The following is a 20,856-nucleotide window of genomic DNA, read 5'->3' as shown; positions in this document are numbered from 1 at the left end:
TATGTCGGAAATCTTTGATCGGATTAAGGAATTGGCGCGCCTGATTCAACGGCATTGCCCCACGGACGGCGTGCGTGAAAGCGACATTCCCAGGCTCTCGTTTATCCGCTCCTCATCACCCACGGAACCGGTGCTCGCGGTTCATCAGCCCGCCGTATGCATTGTGGCGCAAGGCGCGAAGAAAGTGATATCAGGGGAACAGTTATTCAAATACGACGCCGCCCATTATCTGGTGGTGTCGGTGGATCTTCCCATCGCCGGACAAGTGATGCAGGCGTCGCCTGAACAGCCTTATTTGTGCGTGCGGCTGGATTTGGACCTTACTATTCTCAGTGAGCTGATTTTGGACGAAGGAAGCGTCGATAACAGCGCGCCGCATCAAAGCGTTGGCGTCAGTCTCGTGACGCCCCGTCTCTTGGAGGCCGTGATCAGGTTGGTCGCTTTACTGAATGACAACCCCAAGGATATCGCCGTTTTGGCGCCGCTGGCGGAAAAAGAGATTCTATACTGGCTGGCGAATGGCGATCAGGGCGGCATACTGCGTGAAATCACAAACGGCGACAGCCGCATACGGCAAATAAGCAAAGCTATTCAACATATCAAAACCACCTTCGATCAGCCTTTTGATATGGATGAACTACTGAAACTCACCTGCATGAGCGCCTCCTCGTTTTTCCATCACTTCAGAACCGCCACCCACATGACGCCGCTACAGTATCAGAAGCAATTGCGGCTGCTGGAAGCGCGCCGACGCCTGTTTTTAGGCGAGCAGGACATCTGCAACATCGGCTATGGCGTCGGTTACGACAGCCCCTCGCAATTCAGCCGTGAATACGCCCGGTTGTTTGGCCTCCCACCCTCCAAAGACCTGGCGCGAATCAAGAACGCCGGCTCCTCCGAATACTGGCTGCCTTAGCTGGCGAATTTGGCTGTCACGAAAAAGCCGACCGCGCAACGACGATCGGCTTTTTAGTACTTCAGGCCTGTTGTGTCAGGTTACTGAGTAGTAGATGAGGGCTGGTGGTTCACTCCAGTTCGCCCACCAGATCCACCCCTGAGTAATCGCGGTAGGCGCGGATGCTGATGTACCAGTCGCCGGCGGCGGGGTTGTTGAGGGTGCAGACTTCGTTGTTGCCGTTGGTGTAGGGTCGGCAGTTGTATTGGGAGGTGGTAGGTTGGGCGCCTTGGCGCACGTACAGGTCAGCGTCGCCGGAACCGCCGGAGATGGTGGCGGTGAGTTTGCTCATTCCGGAGGAAACGGTCATCTTGTAGTGCTTCCAGTCGCCGGTGTTGTCGGAGAGGTTGTTCTCTTCGATACGCGGCGCGTCGCCTACGCTGACGGTTTGCGTTTTACTGGCGCTGTTGCCGTCGTTATCGGTGACCTTGAGGCTGACGCTATACCCGCCTGTGCTGGCGTAAGTGTGGGTCGGGTTGCGTGAGATGGACGAGTTGCCGTCGCCGAAATCCCATTGCCAGCTGACGATTTCGCCGTCGCTGTCGGAGCTTTCGTCGCTGAAGCGAACCTCCAGTCTGTCGACTGCGAAGGCGAAGTCCGCGACAGGATCGCCATTGGGAGTTTCGTTATCGCCAGGGGGAATCTGGTTATTGAAATAGCCGGCGACCTGCGGCCAGATTTTATGAATCAGCACGCCTTGGTTGGGGCAGCCGCCGAAGTGATGCAGTGCGATGACGCGATTCGTTTGCGCGGCGAGAACGGGCGATCCGGAGCTGCCGCCGATAGTGTCGCAGTTATAGCCCATATCGGTGCCGGTTCCTCGTCCATTGGCGGAAGGTCTGTCCACCCGACATAAGCCGCCGCTGTTCTGGTCGCTTTCAATGGAAAGCTCCTTAGGATTGCCGCTGCCGTGCTGGGGGATGTAGATGCGCTCCTGATTGGTGGCGGGGCGCACATCCAGGCCAAAGTAGCCGAATGACTGTATGGAGGAGAAGTTGTTGACGGTGAACAGGGTGTAGTCCAGCTCATAATTGGTGGCCAGCATGGCGGCGCCGGTGACTACTTTCGTTCCCGCCAGTGAACCGCTGCCGCAGCTGGTGCGCTGATAGTTGAACCAGACTTCCGTATTGGCTACGCCGGACTGGGACGAGACGCAATGGTTGTTGGTGAAAACCCGGTTGTCAGGGCCGACGCGCCAGGCGGTGCAGAGGCTGGAGCCATTGACGAGTATGCGCGCCACTGGGCGGGAGCGTTCATATTCTTCCGGGTGGCTGTCCGCCCAGCACTGCACGTCGCGTCTTTCATTGACGCCGCAGGTGGAGAAGCCGCTCGCCTGCTGACTCATCAGCTCGTCGATCTCTTCCTGGGGAAAGCCCTCCATGACGGAATCGACTTCAATCTTGTACGACGCTTGGCCGCTGGCGCCGGGAAAATACTCCACGATAGCGGTTGACCCAATGACGGAAAGCGCGGCGAAAGACGTTGTTCCATCATCGCCCTCGCGCAAGGTATGCAGTGATGGGTTGGCGCCGCCGTAGCGATGCGCGATATCTCCCTGAGCGTTACGGACCACGACGTAGCCGCCTTCAGGTATTTCGAACCTGGAAAAGTGTACTTTGATGAAACTGGCATTCTCTCTATGGATTGTTATGCGACGATCGCTGATCGCCTGATAGGCGCTTGTGCTTTCACTCCTTAGTTGGCGTTCATCCGTCAGTAACCCTTTGAATTGAGTTTCCGAAGCGATGGTGATGGGTGGTTGGGGGACTGCGACGGCGTCGTCTGACGCGGCCTGCAAGTTGGCGGATAGTGTTAAGGACAAAGCAAGCCCGGCGACCCAAGCTATTTTTGTTTTCATAAGGTCCTCTCACATTAGATAGTTAATTCCATTTTCCTAGCCTTAGCGGCGGTGTTAACCCTACCTCTTACATGAATGGATATACTCAAACGGAATATTTATAGTTATTGGTATTCTAATGGTACAGGATAGCCAACTTATTCGAGCAGTTAGAAAAGAAGTGAAAATTTCTACAATTTAGTCTAAAGGGCGAGAGATTTATTCTCGAAAGGAATGAGCCGCAGCCTCAACTATCTGTCGAAGGCGACATGGAATGGGGGCCGGTTTCAGGCTTCCGCCGGGCTGCTGATACTAACGCTGAATACAAAAACGCCGGCCGCTCATGCAAGCGGCCGGCGTTTTAAGCTAAGGCGCGAAACGCACCTTCGTCATGGGGCAAGACGAGCGCGTGAGGCCCTTAGCTTTGCTTCAGCCAGTTACGGAAATCTTCCCGCTCCAGTAGGGGGCCAAAGCGGCCGTTTTCACGCAGGGCGGCCTCATCAAATTCATAGCTGAAGCGTTCCTTCAAGACTTTCAAGGTTTCCCAGGCGGTATCGAGCCGGTCGGTTTTGATGAGGGCGAAGGTCAACGTGGAATAGCTGGGCTCATAGTAAGAATCGCTGAGAATCGCCTCGTAGGAGAGACGGATCGCCTCGTCGTACTGTTCACTGAGCAGCTTGATGCGCGCCAGCTCATCCAGAACGCCTGCATCCTTCAGTCCGGTCTGTTCGATCTGCGCTTGCAAGTGCTCAGCCGCCGCCTGGTAGTTTTCCAGGTTCAGGTTGCGGTAATAAAGCAGCCACTGATAGTTGGGAGAGGTTCCCAGGCGCTCATTCAGTACGGCGGTTTGCTCTACGAATCCCGCCAAATCGCCTGCATTGAGAAGCGATTCTGCATAGAGCAACTGTAGGTAGTCATCGTTGCGGCGCTCGTCCGCGAGGCCTTCGAAGACGCGATGAATCTCTGCGACATCGTCAGACTTGGAGACTTTGCCAAGCTGCAGGAGTAGCGCTTGTTTGGCCCGATTTCCTTGTAGGTTGATGCGATAGCTCAAGGAAAGTCCTTGCGCGATGCGGTAGCTCAGGTCATAGACCGACAGCCAGTTGTGCAAATCGGTAATCCGGTATTCCCCGGACGCGTCTCTGCGATAGTAAACCGTCAGATACCCTAAGGCTTCGTCATCCAATCGATAGGTAATTTGAGACTGCTCAGGGGCGATGCTGGCGATCTCGTAATAACCCGCTTCCGTCTGCATATTGAGGAGACTGCCGGCGACGATGGCGCGATAGTTGGGTAATTGTGTCTCAATGAGGCGGCTCTTGGCGCTGGGGCGAAACGCGACGGGCAGATCGGAGCGATCCACGGCTTTGTCCAGCAGCTCCTTCATGTCCACCATGTCGACGATCTTGTCGGTGTTGCGCAGGTTAAGAAGATCCCGCAATTGCTTAGCGAACTCATTGATGGGCCGGGAAGGGTACTCTCCTGCGATGTCTGTCTCGGCGGTGGCGCTATTCGTGGACGCGGATTGCGTGGCGCAGCCGACGACGAAGAGTGAAAGCGTCAAGACGCCAAGTGTCGAGCAGTGTTTGATTAGCCATTTAGCGGATAGGATCATTGCGGCGCCTCCAAACCATACACCACTGACTGAATTGACGAGATGAAATCTCCGAAGCGGGACTTATCCGTTTCCTCGTTGCGCGTCACCTGATAGTAGTGCTCACCGGAATTATTGATCTGTTTCTTCAGATCCAAAAATGACTGAGTCGCCTCCGCAGGCATCGCTGCGCGTTTGAACTCTAGCTCATGGTGCAGGTTCAGCGTGCGGCCCAGATAGTCTTCCTGATAGAAATAATTGAAATAGTCGTTACTCTGGCTGACTTTGGCGGCCTGATCGGTAAATTTGAGACTGGAGGGATATTCCAGGGAAATATCGTGCACCACCCTGATTGGCCCTGGCAGCGTCAGAGGCCCTGAGCGCCGCGTCACCGCCGGACTTTTTACATACTCAAACAGCGAATAGGCGTAGAAGCGGGTAGCCTGCACGTTGTCCACGGGCGCATAAAAATCATTGATGCGGTAATGCTCGTCGATAATAAAGCGATTGTTAGCGCCGTCGTCGGTGATCTGGACCGGCTCCAGTTGCTCTGCGCCCGGATACAGTTTCTGCATGTAATTCAACATATCCTGGCTGAATTCGCGTATGGATTTATTGGCCAGGCGCTGACGCATGCGGTCCGCTTCAATACCGGTGTATTCCGTGGTGATGAAGTGCTCCACAGGCGCGCTGTAATCAATCACTTTGAAGCGTTCGCGCGTAATCATACTGGGGACGCCCGCCACCTCCGGCAGACCGACTTTGACCAGTTCCCGCTCACTGGGATGGCCGATAATCAGCGCTTTGCCGTAATCGTAGTATCCCAAGGTGTTCAAAGAGCCTTTCTGGTAGCGACGGGTGGGGTCCAGCCAGTAACGCTGGCCATCCAGCTCCACCAGGGTGATGACATGGTCGAAACCGCCGGGCGAGGGCGCGATCTTATCGACGCCGGAGGCGATCTCCCAGGACACCAGGGCAGGGTAGGCGTCTATGCCAATGCTTCTGAGCAGGGACACCAGCAGCAGGGTTTTGTCTTTGCAGTCGCCGTAGCGGTTTTCGATGACCATATCCGGCGCCCGGGGCAGGTGAGAGTTCTGACCCAGTTCGATGCCCAGATAACGGATTTGTTCCTGTGCGAACTGCAGCGCGGTGATTACCGCCTGCTCCTTGGGCATGCTTTTCAGCTCATCCCGCAGGTCGCGCAGTTCTTTGGATTTGATGGGGCGCACCGCGTACAGAGGCTCCGCCCAGCGAATCACGCCATCCCAGTCCGGGAAGTCCGTCAGGCTGATAAAACTGCCAGGTTCATAATCCAGGGGATAATTGCCCTCGTTGTAGTAGGCGGCCACATTGGCGTCATCCCACACGTAGACCTTGGATTTACCGTAAGCGCTGATGGTGGGTTGGGCGTCGTATTTCACGGCGGAGATGCGCAACTCGCGGTTGGGCGGCGCAATAACGCGGGTATATAGACGATGCACTGGCGCCTGCCAGGACATGGAGAGGCCCTGGAAGTAATGGTCGCCGAACACCGGGTTACGGCCAACGATGGAGTAGCTGAAGTCCACGACGTCGCCCACTCGGGTGCCTTTGACGAACACCACGCTGGTCACATAGCCGCTGAACATTTCCTGGTTCAGCTCGGTTTCTTCTCTGATCAGAGTGATGCTTTGCGGGTCCAGACGATCAATGACCTTGCCGTCGCGGATAACGTTCAGCTTATGCCAGATCAATTGCTGGAAGTCTGGATTAAAGGTGACTTTGAGGTGGGAAATTTCCTCCAGGCCGTCCAGATTGTTGGCGCGTTCGACAAAATGATAGAAGTATTGCGGCGAGCGCGTGGCGGCGCTGGTCTGGCGGTCCACCAGCAAATACTCGACCGCTCCGTTGTCGTGCCCGGGGGCGGCGGGCGCCTGTACGGACTCCACCCATTTCGGGGCGGCGGAGATGTCGTAGGCGTAACCATTGGATTTAAACGTTTGGCCGTTGGCCTGGCAGGCGAGCATAACGCTCAACGTGGCGATAAGACCATAAAGTCTGCCGGAGAAGCGATTCATTCGTCTTCCTTGTGAGTACATCAATCAAAAAAAGGGTAGGCGGCGCAGTTTATCACGTACCCGGTGGCTTGTGAGTGGTCAAATTGTAAACAAATTAAGAATGTCGCCGCGTTATTCCGCGGCGTAAACTTCTTTTCCCCGCAGCCAGGTCATTAAGACCCTGGCCTGACGAATGTGTTGGGGGGCGGCGTCGAGGATATTTCTGTCCAGCACCACAATATCCGCAGACTTACCGACGCGGATCGAGCCGGTGATCGCCTCCAGTCCCAGGGCTGTCGCCGCGTTGATGGTGTAGGCGTTGAGCGCGGCGCGTACGTTGGGCAGGCCGCGCTCTTTGAGTTGCACGGCGTTGGCGATGGCGGCCATTGGACTGATGGGGTTCACGTTCCAATCGCTGCTGAGGGTGACATTGGCGCCGCTGGCGTATACCTCCGCCAGAGGGATAAGCCGATGCGCCCGCTCTTCGCCAATCAGCGGCTCGGCCCAGCTATGGTCCGCCGCGCCGATATAGTCGGAACCCACCTGAAAATCCGCATCCACTTGCAGTGTTTTGAATCGGCCCAGGTCACCCGCATCCACCAGCTCCAGATGCGTCATGTTGTAGCGGCGCTGTGAGCCGCCCTGGCGGGCGGCGGCGATCGCGTTGAGACTTTCGCGCACTCCGCCGTCGCCAATGGCGTGGATATGCGCGCCATAACCGAGGCGGTCCAGCTTAATCAGCCAATCCTGCATGACCGCCTGGGGCAGGTAGTTAAGGCCATAGGGCGATTGCGGAAAATAGGTGAAATCATAAGGCTGCAGGACTTTCGCCGTGCCATTGATGAGAATGCCGTCGCTGTACATCTTCACCTGATTGACGATCAACAGCCCGTTTGGGTCTGGATTGTAAATCGCATTCAGAAAGTCCAACTGCTCTTGCTGCGGTACATGAGGATAAATCCAGGGTCGCAGGGAGACGCGGGCGGTCAGCTCGCCATCCGCCGCCACAGCGCGCCACACGTCATACCATCCGCGTTTCCAGTACAGACGCCCGTCGCCAATGGTGGTGACGCCGTTGCGCGCAGCTTCCGCCAGCCCGTTCAACAGGCCGTCGTAGCTGACCTCGAACTTATTACGCAGACTATTCCAGGCCTGCTCCATGATGATATCGCCGGCGTTATCCACAAGGACGCCGTTGAGCGCGCCGGTTTTGGGATCTCTCATGATTTTGCCTCCCTGCGGGTCCGGCGTATCTGAATTGATTCCGGCGAGTCGCAGGGCGACGGAATTAACCCACATGGAGTGCGAAGTCTGCTCCATGATCACCACCGGGCGATCCGGGAACACGCTGTCGATAACTTGCAGGGGCGTGGGGCCTGCTCCGCTCAAGGTGGCGTCGATAGTGTGGCCCCAGCCGATCACCCACTGGTCCGGTTGCGAGGCTTCACGACACTGGTGTAAGTAAGGCAGCTGTTCGCTGGGAGTCAGGTCCGGGGCGAGTTCGCAATCGCCGCCAGCGGAGGAAGCGGCCTCAAAGACATGATTATGGTTGTCGATAAAGCCTGGTAACAATAACCCGCCTTTTACATCAATAACCTGAGTGTTTTCATCCATTAACAACTCAATATCCGCAATGTCTCCCACTGCGATAATGACGCCGTCGCGCGCCGCCACAGCCTGCGCCGTCGGATTTTGCGCATCGGCGGTGTAAACCACGGCGTTGATAAAGGCCAGATCGGCGCTGTTATCATTGGGAGCCGCCGCTTCAATATTTGGCGCGCTCAAGGGAAGGGTCAGCAGAATCGCAGCGCATACATTAGTATGGTTCATTGAGTCGGCTCCTTGGGCCAGCACAGGGTGAAGCAGGCGCCGCCCTGACGGCTGTCGGTGACGCTTACGGTTCCGCCATGCAATGTGGAAATACTTTTTACAATCGCCAGGCCCAGACCGGCGCCGCCGGAATCCCGGGAGCGGCTGGGGTCAAGACGGGTGAATGGCTCGAAGACGCGTTGACGTTTGCCAGGAGGCACGCCGGGACCATCATCATCCACCTGGAGTTCGAAATGGGCGTCGGTCAGCAGCCAACTGATTCTGACGCTGTGATCGGCGAAACGGGCGGCGTTCCTGATCAGATTCACCAATGCGCGGGAGAATAAACGCCGGTCCACCCATACCTGGATTTCCTGTATGGCCGGCTCCGCAGGGGTAACAAACTCCACCTGCGGATGCAGTTTGCGTTGTTTCGCCAGGATCTCTTCCACCACATCCATGACCGCGACCGGCTCCCATTGCAGTTCGTCGCGACCATGCTCCAGGCGGGAGTAGCTGAGTACTTCTTTCACCAGACCGCTCAGCTCGTCCAAGGCGCCGCTGATTTCCTGATGCAGTGCGCGAATGTTTCCTGGGTCCGGGGCGGGCTTGTCGGTTTCGTCATCCGCCAGGTCCAGCGCAAAGCTGATGCGCGCCATAGGACTGCGGAACTCATGAGCGACGCCATGCAACAGGTCCCGTAGGTCGTCATAGTGGCGGGCGCGGCTTTCTTTTTCACGTGCGATATGGCGTTCTACGGTTGACGCCTGCTGGAGCAATTCCGCGGGAGCCACGGCGGACTGAACGGGGCCGGTGGGGCCATCGAACAGACTATTGATGCGACGCAATGCGGCGCTGACTTGCGATATGGACTCCCGCAACGGCCGCTTTACGTTGGCGAGCAGTAAATGCAGAACCACCGCCAGCAAACTCAGATAAAGAATGACGTATCCCGCCAGCCAGGTATAAAAAGATCCTCCATCTCCCTGTTCCTTGAACACTGCTTCCAGCGTCATGTCCTTATTGGGGATAGCGGCTTGCACGCTCCAGGAGTCCGGGGAACTGCGCTCCGTCAACAGATACTCGCCCGCCGTCAGACGACGGCGCTGATCAAGGGACAGGCTCATATCTTTATTCTCCAGAATCGAGTATTCGATCAGCTCATAAGAGGGCTGCAGCGCTATGTCGGCACTTTCCAGCAGGTCCGAAGCGGCGGCCAGCAAACGGTCTCCTGCGTTCGTCGCCTTCATTTCTGACAGCTCCACGGCGATTTCCCGCATCCCTTCCCCGGAATGGCGGCGTGACTCTTCCGCAGAAAGCGCGTTTTCCCACCATAGCAGGGGGTAGGCCCAGTCATAGGCGATGAAACAAACGCAAAACAACAACGCCAGGGAGGCGTAAAAGCGTAAAAACATGCTCAAGTCTCCCCGTTGTCAGCATTGTCTACAAACAAATAGCCTTCACCCCGGATAGTTTTGATAAGGCGCGGCTGCTTGGGGTCGTCGCCCAGGCGTTTGCGAATGCGCGAAACGCGCAGATCGATGGAGCGGTCGAGACCGTCATATTCCAGATTGAAAATCTCCCGATACACCAGGTCCCGGGAAATGACTGAACCTGCCTGACGAGCGAGGTAATACAGAAGATTGAATTCCGCCGTGGTGAAGTCAATCGCGACTCCGGCTTTGACGACCGTACGGGCGTTGGAGTTGATAACCAGTTCTCCGATACGAATAACCCCGTTTTCCTGAGTAGCGGGGGCGTCGCTGTCATTGGCGGAGTAGGTTTCCACCCGGCGTAGCTGCGCACGGATATGCGCCAGCAGTACTCTGGATTTGACCGGCTTGGCCAGATAATCGTCAGCGCCGACTTCCAGTCCGGCGACTTCGTCGATGTCATCGTCCAACGACGTGAGCATGATGATCGGGCCTTTATAGTGTTTTCTGACTTCACGACAGACAGACAGGCCATCCATACCTGGAAGCATTACATCCAAAATAATTAACTGCGGTTGGTTTCGCTCCAGCCAGGAGACGGCGGATTCTCCATCGTGAATGACTTTCACGGGATAGCCATTCTGCTCCAGAAATTGCTTGATTAGCCGGGTTAAGCCTTTGTCGTCATCCACCAGCAATAGCCGTTCAGTCATCTTCAGCCTCGTATTTTCCATTTACATCAGCGACTTGGGGGGAAGGTCCGGAGCGCCTCGGACTGTGGCGCGCTCCAGCCGGGTCAGTTCCCGGACTTAACCACCAGTGGGTTATTGATATACAGGGTTTCCCATTCCCGCAGCCTCGGGTCAGTCAAAGGGAGGGAAAAGGTCGCCCAATGGGCTTTTTTACGGCACAAGTCCGGTTTCAGGCGTATTACCGTGAGGTCGGGACCGTCCCACAGCAGCCTGAAATCGTCGCGTCGGGTACAGCCGGTGCTCTTGACTGAGAAAGTCAGCTGGTCCTGCTGAATTGACACGGATTGCAGCACAGCGGGGCGACTGAGAGGGACGCTCACTTGCGGCGTCTCCGCGTTCTCAGCATGTCCCTGTGTGGATGTCAGGCACAGCGCCAGTCCCAGGGCGAGCCCACTGTTGCGCGCATTGGATCTAAGGTGATTAGTGTAATCGCTCATTGCGGCGACCTCCTGCATTAACCGGGATATTTTTGATTTCAGCCCAGGCGACGACGCGCCAACCACAGTAGGCCCAGAACTGGTAACAGGAAGCCGAATGCGCCGCCTCCGCCGTTGTCCTTTTTCTCAGCTTTGGCGTTCAGGGCGACAGAGCGAACGTGAGCGCGCTTAAACTTGCCGTCGACGCCATCGGAGTTGTCCTGAAGCACCCAGTAAACACTATGTTGACCTTCTCCCAGTTTATATTTGAACTTCTTGAATTCGCCGCCGGCTTTGGCGTCAAAGATGCGTTTACCATCAATGTAGAGATAGAGGTCGTCCGCTTCGCCATTATCAATCTTCCATTCGAAGCTGAAAACGCCTTTTCCGCTGAACTGCGTCAGTAGAACGGCGTTATCTTTATCAACGCCTAATTCTGCGCTCAGGCTCTTTTTGCCGCCGTCGACGCGTTGCGTCCACTCGCCATCTGCAGCCTGACCCCAGGCGAACTCAGTGTTCTGGCCTAATGTGAAGTCAGCTTTATTGATGGCTTGGACTGAAAACACGTAGATCCAGTTCGGGTGGCTGCTATCCGTGCTGCTGGCTGTCAGGGTTGCTGTTTTTCGTCCTGTTTCCGCGAACTGCGCCGTCAGGTTCAAAGTACAGGAGGCGCCGGGTTTCAACAGAGCGTTGTCACAGGAGGCAGCGTCGATCTGGTAGCCGCTGTCGCCAGTCAGCGCCAAGCCTTGCACTACCATGTCTTGCTTACTGTTATTGGTCAGCGTGAGCGGACGCTGCATCTTGTAGTCGGCGCTGATCAATTTGAAGTCTGTCTGGCTGATGGAAAGTCCTTCCGCCTGCGCCATTTGTTCTTTAATCCATTCGTTAAAGGTGGCGACGCGGGCATAAACGCCTGGGAAGCCAGGCTGTGCGCAGCCTTCGCCAAAACTGACCACGCCAACCTGGGTCAGTACGCCATTGTTGTTCCAGAGCATTGGACCGCCGCTGTCGCCGTCGCAGGTGTCTTTTCCCCCCAGCGGGTAACCGGCGCACATCATGGTGTTGTCGATGTCTATACCGATGGCGTTATAGGCGCTGGCGCAATCGGCTTGATCATAAAAAGGCACTTCTGTCTGCTGCAATCTTTCAGGGTAGTCAAAACCATCGGCGGACATATTGCCCCAGCCCATGACTTTAAAAGGAGTATTGGGAGCCAGTGTGGCCATGGCGTCTTCATCCGCCAGAGGAAGAGTTGGATGCTTGATCGACTCTTTCAGTTCCAGCAGCATCAAATCGCCATAAGGTTCGCCCACAGCGTGAACAAAGCGCTTTACGCCCACCCGTTGCTGTCCTGCGTCTTGCTTATTAAGGTCGAAATCGCCGGCGACGACGAAAACGGAATCGGCGGGCTCGTCTTCAATACAATGCGCCGCGGACAGGGCCCAGCGCTCTGCTATCAGACTGGCGCCGCAGAAATGGTCGCCTTCATCTTGGGATTGCATGGATAGCATCCAAGGGTAGCCGTTTGGGGACTGATCTCCGCCGATAATTCGGGACGTGACAGGATCGATTGCGATTGCGTTATGGGACAGGGCGATTAGCCCAAGCGTTGCGCTCAGAGTTAGAACTCTTTGAGGACTCATAGCAAACTCCACTATAAAAACAGATTTACGCTTTTCCCGGCGTAAGCTAATTTGATGGGGCGACAGCGGATGCTGGCGCCCGCCGGCGGGGCTATTTAAGTGGCTGGCCATGTAGAGCTCTGTCTCGGTTTTGTATCAGAACGTACAAACCGGAACCAGGCGCATGGATGCGCCTGCGCGGCGGCCAGCCGCGGGAAACAGGGCCTGACCTGTGCCGGCCCTGTCGTTGCAGACAAATAGAAGGAAGCTATTTGTCTGCCTGATTAATAGGAATAAACAGTAATGCTGATTTAGGGTGGACTGGATAGTGACGACGTTAGAGCATGATCGAACTTTGGGTATCGCAGACATTGCGCAGGCCAAACGCAGAATACACGGGTATACCCTGGAAACGCCGTTAGTCAGCTCGTCTTTGCTGAACCAGTGGCTGGGACATGAGGTTTATTTCAAAGCTGAATGCCTGCAGAAAGTGGGCGCATTCAAAGCCCGCGGCGGCTGCAACACGGTGCGCTGGCTGCTGGAGAACGGTCGCAGACCGGAGCGCATCATCGCCAACAGCTCCGGCAACCATGCTCAGGCGGTGGCCTGGGCGTCGAGCTTGTTTGATATCCCCTCAACCATTTTTATGCCGGAGAACGTGTCCCGCGTTAAGGCTCGCGCCACCGAGTCCTACGGCGCGGAAGTCGTCTTGTGCGCGACCCGTGCGGAAGTGGATGAGCGAGTGCTGGAAGCGGCCAAGGACCCCGGCGTGTACTGGATTCCCCCCTACAACCATGAGCAGGTCATTTGCGGCCAGGGCACAGCGGCCTATGAGGCGTTACATGAACTGGGGGAAGTGGACGCGGTGTTTGCGCCCTGCGGCGGCGGCGGACTGGTTTCCGGCACATTGATTGCGACGCGCGCGCTGGCGCCCAAGGCGGAGATGATCGCGGCGGAGCCGCTACAGGCCAATGATGCGGCGATTTCTCTGCGGGAAAACAGGATTCACTGCCTGAGCGCCACTCCGGATACTCTGGCCGACGGCGCCAGAACCCTGGCGGTGGGGGACATCACCTTTGAATATATTCGGCGCCTGGACGCCCTGTATGAAGTAGAAGAGCAACGCATTGCGTTCTGGACACAATGGTTGACCCATTTGCTCAAGCTGCATATCGAACCCACCAGCGCCATGACCATGGACGCGGTGCGCCAGTGGCTGAAAGGCCGCAGCGGCAAGAAGCGCCTGTTGGTGATCCTGACCGGCGGCAATGTCGATCAAGGGATGATGTCGGCGCTGTGGCGGGACAATTATCTTAATGAGTTCGAGCTGTAACGCCATCACGCGTCGCTTTGGTTTTAGCCCAGGCGACGCGTGGACTCTCTTATCACCAGCTCCACATTCAGATTGACGGACTCCGCTCCTTCGCCGCGAATCAGGCGCAGCAGGCGCTTCGCCGCTGTTTGCCCGACTTCGTAGACCGGTTGCCGGATCGTGGTGAGGGGAGGGGTGGTGTAAGACGACATGGGCAGATCGTCGAAACCGATCAGAGACATATCTTCAGGCACGCGAAGGCCGCGGCGATACAGCGCCAGTCGGGCGCCGTAGGCGGTCTGGTCATTGGCGCAGAAGACGGCGCTGAAAGAAACCCCTTTGTCGAGCAGCCGGTTCATCGCCATCAGGCCGCCGGGCTCGATAAAGTCGCCTTGCGCCAGCAAATCCTCATCAAAGGCGATGCCGGCTTCTTCCAGCGCCATCTTATAGCCATGCAGTCGGTTGCTGGCGTCGTTTTGTTCCTGCGGACCCTGGATATGAGCGATTCTGCGATGGCCGAGCGAAATAAGATGTTTGGTCGCCAGATAACCGCCCATGCGACTGTCGATAAAGATGGAGGCGGCGTTTTCCGAATGCGCGTTATGGCCGACGGCGACAATAGGGGTTTGTGTGGCGAGGTCCAGTATCTGTTCGTTATTGAGATTGCCGGTCAGCAGAATGATGCCGTCCACCCGGCGCGCAATCAGCAGACGGATGCGCTCGATCTCGCTCTGGCTGTTCCAGTGGCCGCTGGCCATCAGAGACGCGTAGCCGGAGCCTTGCAGGCCTTCTTCGATGCCTTTGAGCAACTCGTTGAAGAACGGGCTTTCCACCGCCTGGGTAATGACGCCAATGGTCATCGACTGGCCGCTCTTGAGGCTCTGCGCCAGGACGTTAGGCTTGAAGTTCAGGTCTTCAATCGCCCGCTCCACGGATCTGCGTTTGTCGTCGGACACCCGGGCCGTGCCATTGAGAATACGGGAAACGGTGCTGACGGATACCCCCGCCCGTTTCGCCACTTCGGTGACGGTGGAGGCCGCCGGCTGTGCGCCGAGTCGCTTCTTCTTTACTGCGTTTTTTCTGATTGTCTGTTCCAAGCTAAACTCCCATAGCCCGTCGAAATCCTGTCATCCCCTGGAAGATATGCGCATACGCCACTCTTCACTTCGCATGCGGCCGCTGAATCGTATAAGAACGGATTCGTTCCCGGCGTGTGCTCGTACGGTTCTGATAATAAATGAAATTTCCGGATATTTTCATTTTTTTATTGACAAGCGTATTTGCGCGACGTTATAAAATTGCTGTGTTTGAAAACGTTTTCATTACGTTTTTGTCAAAATAACACAGCGCATTGATGAATAGAATAAGCACAAAAACCAACCTCGATGTAAGGGCTCCGGCCCAGGAGAATAATAAGATGAAGATCATGCATGCTCTTCTGTTGAGCGCGGCCATGTCGGGAAGCGTCGCCGCGCAAACCGTGACTCTGGAAGTGGCTTCATTTCCAGATCTGGACAGAGGCGTTAAAGCCGCCATCCCCTTATTCCAGGAAGCGCATCCCGACGTGGAGATCAAGCTGGTCAGTCTGGCGTTCGGCGATCACCACAGTGCGATGACCACCTCTCTCGCCACCGGCTCCAACCTGCCTGACGTTATGGCGGTGGAAGTCGGATTCATCGGCAAATTCGCTGCTTCCGGCGGCATTGAGGATTTGTCCAAGCCCCCCTACAACGCCATGCAATATCAGGATCAGTTCGCCAAGTTCACCCTTCCGCAGGCCACCGGCGGAGGCGGCAATCTGGCGGCGATTCCCGTGGATATCGGACCGGGCGCTTTGTTTTATCGTCAGGACCTGCTACAAAAGGCGGAAGTGGATGAAAGCGCTTTCTCAAAAAATTGGGAGGCCTTTATCGACGCCGGTAAAAAAGTGAAGGAAAAAACCGGCGCGTACATGGTGGCGCACGCCGGCGACCTGAAAGACATCATCATCCGTTCGGACCTTGAGGACGGCGAAGGCGTTTTTTTTGACAAGGACAACCACTCACTGGTGACCAGTCCGCGCTTCGAGAAAGCGTTCAAGGTGGCGAAAGCGGCGCGTGACGCCGGCATCGACGCCAAGGTCAAAGCCTGGACCAGTGAGTGGACCGAAGGGCTGCGACGGGGCCGGATCGCCACGCAGATGATGGGGTCCTGGGTGGCGGGGCATCTCGCCAACTGGATTGCGCCGGAATCCGCCGGGCTGTGGCGCAGCAAGCAACTGCCCGACAATGTCTACGCCAGTTGGGGCGGCTCCTTTTACGCCATCCCCGCCAAAGCGCAGCACAAAGAAGAGGCGTGGGAATTTATCCGCTTCCTGGCTTTGAACAAAAGCATGCAGTTGGAGGCGTTCCACAAGCTGGACGCGTTTCCCGCCCTGGTCACGGCGCAGAATGATCAGTTTCTGCAGCAGCCCATTGAGTTTCTGGGCGGACAAAAGGCCCGCGTTCAGTGGAAAGAAGCGGCGGATCGCATTCCCGCCATTACGGTGAACAAGTACGACACGATCGCCGATGAGATCGTCAACGCCGAGTTGGATAAGGTGCTGCTGCACGACAAGGATATCAAGGAAGCGCTGGCGGATGCGCATAAGCTCATCAAACGCCGGGTCCGCTATTAAGCGGACCTGAGATACGCGAACAACGAGAGTCCCTATCAGACTTAGTGGAGGCCCGGTAATGTCGGCGGTTATGGAGCGGCGGGAGACGCCAGCGGCGGCGCCAGTCAAAGCCAGACGCAGTTGGTTGACCCGTAAAACGGCGCCTTATGTGTTTATCAGTCCGTTTTTCATTCTGTTCGCAGTGTTCGGATTGTTTCCGTTGCTGTTTACGATCTATCTGTCTTTTCATTACTGGGACCCGTCCACGGGTTTGGGCGGCATGAAATGGGTCGGCTTCGAGAACTTCACGTTCGTGCTCACGGACGACTGGTTTCACAAGTCGCTCTACAACACCTTCTGGATCGCGCTGGTGAGTGGGGTTCCCCAACACCTCGCGGCGATACCGCTGGCGTTTTTCCTGCACACCCGGTTGTCGCGCTGGCGCAATGCGGTAGTCGGGTTGTACTTCCTGCCGTTTATCACCTCCACGGTGGCCATTTCCCTGGTGTTTACGTCGCTATTCTCTCGCGACTATGGGCTGATCAATGTGCTGCTGACTCAAATGGGGCAGTGGGAAGTCGCCGGCCTCAGGCCTCTGAGCTGGGTGTTTCCAACGGAGAACATCGACTGGAACGACCCCGGTTACACCAAGTGGGTGATCTCATTCGTGGTCTGGTGGCGTTACGTGGGCTGGAACACGGTGTTGTATCTGTCCGCACTGCAGACCATTCCCAAAGATCTGTATGAAGCCGCGAGCATCGACGGCGCCAGTCGCCGCCAGCAGTTCTGGCATATCACCGTGCCGTTGCTGCGGCCCATGATGTTTCTGGCGATTACCCTCAGCATCATCGGCAACCTGCAGTTGTTTGAAGAGCCCTTTATTCTCACCGGCGGTCTGGGACCGGGCGGAACCAGTATCGGCGGGCCCGATCAGGCGGGTAAGACGGCGGCGATGCACATGTACGCCACCGCCTATATCGAAAGCGATTTCGGCACGGCGTCCGCAGTCGCCTGGCTGTTGTTCCTGATCATTGCGATGATGACCTGGGCCAACAACAAAGCCTTCAAAGAAAAGTCCTAGGCGGGAGCAGGCAATGGAAAAACGCAACATCCTGGACCCCGGTCAGTGGATCGCATTCATGGTGGTGGCCCTTGGCGCCATGATCATGCTGGGGCCCTTTTACTTCATGTTTGTATTCGCCACTCACAGCAACACGGATATTCTTTCCGTGCCGCCGCCGGTGTGGTTCGGCGGTCAGTTCATGACGAACGTGCAGGTGCTGCTGGAGAGGCTGCCCTACTTCTGGAATAACCTGGGAGTGAGTTTTTACGTGGCGATCATCACCACGGCGTTGAACCTGTTCTTCTGCTCCTTGGCGGGCTACGCCTTCGCCACTTATGAATTCCGCTTCAAGAACCTGCTGTTCATGATTGTCATGAGCACGCTACTTATCCCGCCGTTTCTCGGCATGATACCCACCACCCTGATCATGACGCTGTTCGGGTGGATGAATGAGCCGCGGGCGCTGTATCTGCCCATGGCTTGCAGCGCCCTGGGCGTGTTTTTGATGCGTCAGTACATCAGCTCGGCGATTCCACGGGAATTGCTGGAGGCGGCGCGCATGGACGGCTGCGGCGAATTCGCCACCTTCCGTCACATCGTGCTGCCGCTGACAGGGCCTGCCATGGGTACCCTGGGGCTGATCACTTTTATCACATCCTGGAACAACTTCATGACCCCTCTGGTGGTCATGCGGGACATGGAAATGTACACGGTTCCGTTGGCGCTGCGCGCGTTGCAGGGCTCCGGGCAAGTGCCCTGGGGCGCCATTTGCGCGGGCTCCTCCATCGCCGTGGCGCCGCTTCTCGTCATATTCATACTGGCGTCGCGGAGGCTGATCGAAGGGATGACAGCCGGCGCGCTGAAGGGATAGACGCGGCGATCTAGAAAGCAATAAGAGGCTTGTATTGTATGAATCAGAAATTTGCAAAGGATTTTACCTGGGGCGTGGCCACCAGCGCGTACCAGATTGAAGGCGCCGCCAATGAAGGCGGCAGGGGGCCTTCCATCTGGGACACCTTCTCCCATACGCCGGGTAAGACGGTGAATGGCGAGACCGGCGACGTCGCCTGCGATCACTATCATCGCTACCAGGAAGATGTGGATCTTATTGCTGGATTAGGTGTGGACGCTTACCGTTTCTCCATCGCCTGGCCGCGGGTGCAGCCGGAGGGCAAAGGCGCCTGGAATGAAGCCGGCTTCGACTTTTACAGCCGCCTGATCGACGCGCTGCTGGTCAAGGGGTTGCAACCCTACGTCACCCTGTATCACTGGGACCTGCCGCAGGCGTTGGAGGATGAAGGCGGCTGGCGTAATCGCGACACCTGCCATCGATTCGCCGACTACGCGGCGGAGTTCATGCGTCGCTACGGCGATAGTGTGAAAACGATTTCCACCCATAACGAGCCCTGGTGCACCGCCACCCTGGGACACGCCACCGGCCAGTTCGCACCGGGTTATCAGGACGAGGCGATGGCCTATCAGGTGTCCCATCACCTGCTGTTGTCGCACGGTTTGGCGCTGCAGAGCATGCGTGCGCTGAACAGCGAGACGCCGGTGGGCATCGTGCTCAACCATACGCCCACTTATCCGGCCAATCCAGAATCGGAAGCGGATCGCCAACTGGCGCGTCTGGACGACGGAACAAACATCCGCTGGTACATGGACCCGATTTTCCGCGGCGCCTATCCCCAGGATGTACTGGCGTATCTGGGCGATAAAGCGCCCAAGGTCGCTGACGGCGATATGGCGATCATTAGGCAGCCGCTGGATTTCCTGGGAGTGAACTACTACACCCGCGGCTACTTCAGCCAGGCCAATCCGCAAATCCCGGCGCCGGCGGCCATGGGGCTGACGGACATGGGCTGGGAAGTCTATCCGCAAGGTCTGGCGCAGCATCTGGTGAGAATCACCCGCGACTACCTGCCGCCGCCGATTTACATCACCGAGAACGGCGCCGCCTTTCCTGACCGTATGGAGAAAGGGGAAGTGCAGGACCCGGCGCGTATTCACTATCTGGAGACACACCTGCAGGCGCTGCGTCAGGCCATGGAGTTGGGCGCGGACATTCGCGGCTATTTCTATTGGAGTCTGGCGGACAACTACGAGTGGAACTGGGGTTACAGCAAGCGCTTCGGGCTGACCTACGTGGATTACGCCACCCAGCAACGCACGCTGAAAGCCAGCGGCCACTGGTATCGGGATTTTATTGCCCGCCAGCGCGCCTAGCGGCGGCGGGAGAAACCGGGTGAAACACTAACGCGGGACGAGGGGAGAACAGCATGGCGTCCTTACAATTGCTTGGCGTTGAAAAGAGCTATAAAGGCGGCGCGGACATCATCAAAAAGCTGGATCTGTTTGTAGAGGACGGCGAGTTTGTGGTGTTGGTGGGCCCCTCCGGCTGTGGGAAATCCACCCTGCTGCGCATGATCGCGGGCCTGGAGGAGGTCAGCGCCGGTCATATACTGATCGGCGACAAGCGCGCGGAGGGGCTGCCGCCGTCAGAACGCGGCGTGGCCATGGTGTTTCAGAGTTACGCCCTGTATCCCCATATGACTGTGGCGGAAAACATGGGCTTCTCTCTCAAGATGGCGGGTCTGCCGAAACCCCAGGTGGCGCAGGCGGTGGAGCGGGCGGCGGAAGTGCTGCAAATCACTCACCTGTTGCAGCGCAAACCCAAGGCGCTGTCTGGCGGTCAACGCCAGCGCGTGGCCATCGGGCGGGCGATTGTGCGCGAGCCCAGCATCTTCCTGTTTGATGAACCCCTTTCAAACCTGGACGCTGCGCTGCGCGCCCAGATGCGGCTGGAGCTGGCCAAGCTCCACAAGCAACTGGGAACCACCATGGTCTATGTGACTCATGATCAGACCGAAGCCATGACCCTGGGAGACCGCATCGTCGTGCTCAATGGCGGCCATATCGAACAGACCGGCCGCCCCATGGAGTTATATGAGCGGCCCGGCAATCAATTTGTGGCGGGCTTTATCGGCTCGCCGAAGATGAACTTCATACCCTGTCGCGTGCAGGCCAGCAGTGAATTGGGCGCGACGGTGCAGATCGGTTCGTCGCCGCGTCCGTTACAGATTCCCGCCCCGTCAGGCCGCATCGCCGGTGAGCCGGTGTGTCTGGGCGTGCGACCTGAGCATGTGCGTCTGACGGCGCCGGAGCAAGGCATTCCGGCGCGGGTGGACATCATCGAGGAAATGGGCGACGTCGCCGTGGCTTATCTGCATGTGCCGGGCCTGGAAAAACATCTGGTGGTGAAGACGCCTTCCTCCGCCACGGGCTTTTATGAAGGCGGACAGGTGGGCGTCGCGGCGGAGCTGGAGTGCTGCCATCTGTTCAATCAACAAGGGGTTAACCTGTCTTTGGGCTGAATCTGTTTCCAACGCGAT

General features: G+C 57.1%; 16 protein-coding genes. 7 read left to right on the top strand and 9 right to left on the bottom strand.

Features of this window, described 5'->3' with window-relative positions; genetic code table 11:
• Nucleotide 1 precedes the first annotated feature (1 nt).
• Nucleotides 2-916, top strand: coding sequence for an AraC family transcriptional regulator (locus HCH_RS31235; RefSeq protein ID WP_011400590.1), 915 nt, complete (start codon nucleotides 2-4; stop codon nucleotides 914-916).
• Between the two features lie 109 nt (nucleotides 917-1,025).
• On the opposite strand, the gene HCH_RS31230 is transcribed toward HCH_RS31235, so the two are convergent.
• The 8 genes from HCH_RS31230 to HCH_RS31195 all read right to left on the bottom strand — a co-directional run bounded on the left by HCH_RS31230 (nucleotide 1,026) and on the right by HCH_RS31195 (nucleotide 12,475).
• Nucleotides 1,026-2,813, bottom strand: coding sequence for a PKD domain-containing protein (locus tag HCH_RS31230; protein ID WP_011400589.1), 1,788 nt, complete (start codon nucleotides 2,811-2,813; stop codon nucleotides 1,026-1,028).
• Between the two features lie 397 nt (nucleotides 2,814-3,210).
• On the bottom strand, nucleotides 3,211-4,407 hold the full coding sequence (locus tag HCH_RS31225) for a hypothetical protein (protein ID WP_011400588.1): 1,197 nt from the start codon (nucleotides 4,405-4,407) through the stop codon (nucleotides 3,211-3,213).
• Nucleotides 4,404-6,443 carry a DUF3857 domain-containing transglutaminase family protein gene (locus tag HCH_RS31220; protein ID WP_011400587.1) on the bottom strand — a complete coding sequence of 680 codons (2,040 nt, stop codon included), beginning with the start codon at nucleotides 6,441-6,443 and terminating at the stop codon, nucleotides 4,404-4,406. The genes HCH_RS31225 and HCH_RS31220 overlap by 4 nt, the downstream gene beginning before the upstream one ends.
• A gap of 111 nt (nucleotides 6,444-6,554) precedes the next feature.
• Entirely contained in the window at nucleotides 6,555-8,252 is a 1,698-nt protein-coding gene (locus tag HCH_RS31215; RefSeq protein ID WP_011400586.1) for an amidohydrolase, read from the bottom strand.
• Entirely contained in the window at nucleotides 8,249-9,646 is a 1,398-nt protein-coding gene (locus tag HCH_RS31210; RefSeq protein ID WP_011400585.1) for a sensor histidine kinase, read from the bottom strand. The genes HCH_RS31215 and HCH_RS31210 overlap by 4 nt, the downstream gene beginning before the upstream one ends.
• Before the next feature lie 2 nt (nucleotides 9,647-9,648).
• A complete protein-coding gene (locus tag HCH_RS31205) occupies nucleotides 9,649-10,377 on the bottom strand; it encodes a response regulator transcription factor (protein WP_011400584.1) in 729 nt (242 codons plus the stop codon).
• A gap of 83 nt (nucleotides 10,378-10,460) precedes the next feature.
• A complete protein-coding gene (locus HCH_RS31200) occupies nucleotides 10,461-10,853 on the bottom strand; it encodes a hypothetical protein (RefSeq protein ID WP_011400583.1) in 393 nt (130 codons plus the stop codon).
• Nucleotides 10,854-10,891: 38 nt separating this feature from the next.
• Nucleotides 10,892-12,475, bottom strand: coding sequence for a serine protease (locus HCH_RS31195; protein WP_011400582.1), 1,584 nt, complete (start codon nucleotides 12,473-12,475; stop codon nucleotides 10,892-10,894).
• A gap of 307 nt (nucleotides 12,476-12,782) precedes the next feature.
• Between HCH_RS31195 and HCH_RS31190 the strand changes: the two genes are divergently transcribed.
• On the top strand, nucleotides 12,783-13,787 hold the full coding sequence (locus HCH_RS31190; RefSeq protein WP_011400581.1) for a serine/threonine dehydratase: 1,005 nt from the start codon (nucleotides 12,783-12,785) through the stop codon (nucleotides 13,785-13,787).
• A gap of 23 nt (nucleotides 13,788-13,810) precedes the next feature.
• On the opposite strand, the gene HCH_RS31185 is transcribed toward HCH_RS31190, so the two are convergent.
• The gene (locus HCH_RS31185; protein WP_011400580.1) at nucleotides 13,811-14,863 is read right to left on the bottom strand and encodes a LacI family DNA-binding transcriptional regulator; all 1,053 of its coding nucleotides are present in this window, start codon (nucleotides 14,861-14,863) and stop codon (nucleotides 13,811-13,813) included.
• A gap of 320 nt (nucleotides 14,864-15,183) precedes the next feature.
• Between HCH_RS31185 and HCH_RS31180 the strand changes: the two genes are divergently transcribed.
• From HCH_RS31180 to HCH_RS31160, 5 genes are read left to right on the top strand one after another with little or no spacing between them, the layout of a single operon-like run.
• Nucleotides 15,184-16,422 carry an ABC transporter substrate-binding protein gene (locus HCH_RS31180; RefSeq protein WP_011400578.1) on the top strand — a complete coding sequence of 413 codons (1,239 nt, stop codon included), beginning with the start codon at nucleotides 15,184-15,186 and terminating at the stop codon, nucleotides 16,420-16,422.
• A 58-nt stretch (nucleotides 16,423-16,480) separates the two neighbouring features.
• On the top strand, nucleotides 16,481-17,482 hold the full coding sequence (locus HCH_RS31175; protein WP_011400577.1) for a carbohydrate ABC transporter permease: 1,002 nt from the start codon (nucleotides 16,481-16,483) through the stop codon (nucleotides 17,480-17,482).
• A gap of 13 nt (nucleotides 17,483-17,495) precedes the next feature.
• Nucleotides 17,496-18,335 carry a carbohydrate ABC transporter permease gene (locus HCH_RS31170; protein WP_011400576.1) on the top strand — a complete coding sequence of 280 codons (840 nt, stop codon included), beginning with the start codon at nucleotides 17,496-17,498 and terminating at the stop codon, nucleotides 18,333-18,335.
• Between the two features lie 38 nt (nucleotides 18,336-18,373).
• Nucleotides 18,374-19,690, top strand: coding sequence for a GH1 family beta-glucosidase (locus tag HCH_RS31165; RefSeq protein ID WP_011400575.1), 1,317 nt, complete (start codon nucleotides 18,374-18,376; stop codon nucleotides 19,688-19,690).
• Between the two features lie 53 nt (nucleotides 19,691-19,743).
• Nucleotides 19,744-20,838, top strand: coding sequence for an ABC transporter ATP-binding protein (locus HCH_RS31160; RefSeq protein ID WP_011400574.1), 1,095 nt, complete (start codon nucleotides 19,744-19,746; stop codon nucleotides 20,836-20,838).
• Nucleotides 20,839-20,856 lie beyond the last annotated feature (18 nt).

Source organism: Hahella chejuensis KCTC 2396 (assembly GCF_000012985.1).
GTDB classification, from domain to species: domain Bacteria; phylum Pseudomonadota; class Gammaproteobacteria; order Pseudomonadales; family Oleiphilaceae; genus Hahella; species Hahella chejuensis.
The sequence above is the reverse complement of the archived record's forward strand: the minus strand, read 5'-3'. Positions and strand labels throughout refer to the sequence as shown.

Excerpts from the sequence above, each read along its gene's own strand:
- HCH_RS31195 (WP_011400582.1), bottom strand. The coding sequence starts at position 12,475 with ATGAGTCCTCAAAGAGTTCTAACTCTGAGCGCAACGCTTGGGCTAATC.
- HCH_RS31200 (WP_011400583.1), bottom strand. The coding sequence starts at position 10,853 with ATGAGCGATTACACTAATCACCTTAGATCCAATGCGCGCAACAGTGGG.
- HCH_RS31230 (WP_011400589.1), bottom strand. The coding sequence starts at position 2,813 with ATGAAAACAAAAATAGCTTGGGTCGCCGGGCTTGCTTTGTCCTTAACA.
- HCH_RS31180 (WP_011400578.1), top strand. The coding sequence starts at position 15,184 with ATGAAGATCATGCATGCTCTTCTGTTGAGCGCGGCCATGTCGGGAAGC.
- HCH_RS31205 (WP_011400584.1), bottom strand. The coding sequence starts at position 10,377 with ATGACTGAACGGCTATTGCTGGTGGATGACGACAAAGGCTTAACCCGG.
- HCH_RS31175 (WP_011400577.1), top strand. The coding sequence starts at position 16,481 with ATGTCGGCGGTTATGGAGCGGCGGGAGACGCCAGCGGCGGCGCCAGTC.
- HCH_RS31160 (WP_011400574.1), top strand. The coding sequence starts at position 19,744 with ATGGCGTCCTTACAATTGCTTGGCGTTGAAAAGAGCTATAAAGGCGGC.
- HCH_RS31220 (WP_011400587.1), bottom strand. The coding sequence starts at position 6,443 with ATGAATCGCTTCTCCGGCAGACTTTATGGTCTTATCGCCACGTTGAGC.
- HCH_RS31225 (WP_011400588.1), bottom strand. The coding sequence starts at position 4,407 with ATGATCCTATCCGCTAAATGGCTAATCAAACACTGCTCGACACTTGGC.
- HCH_RS31165 (WP_011400575.1), top strand. The coding sequence starts at position 18,374 with ATGAATCAGAAATTTGCAAAGGATTTTACCTGGGGCGTGGCCACCAGC.
- HCH_RS31210 (WP_011400585.1), bottom strand. The coding sequence starts at position 9,646 with ATGTTTTTACGCTTTTACGCCTCCCTGGCGTTGTTGTTTTGCGTTTGT.
- HCH_RS31235 (WP_011400590.1), top strand. The coding sequence starts at position 2 with ATGTCGGAAATCTTTGATCGGATTAAGGAATTGGCGCGCCTGATTCAA.
- HCH_RS31215 (WP_011400586.1), bottom strand. The coding sequence starts at position 8,252 with ATGAACCATACTAATGTATGCGCTGCGATTCTGCTGACCCTTCCCTTG.
- HCH_RS31170 (WP_011400576.1), top strand. The coding sequence starts at position 17,496 with ATGGAAAAACGCAACATCCTGGACCCCGGTCAGTGGATCGCATTCATG.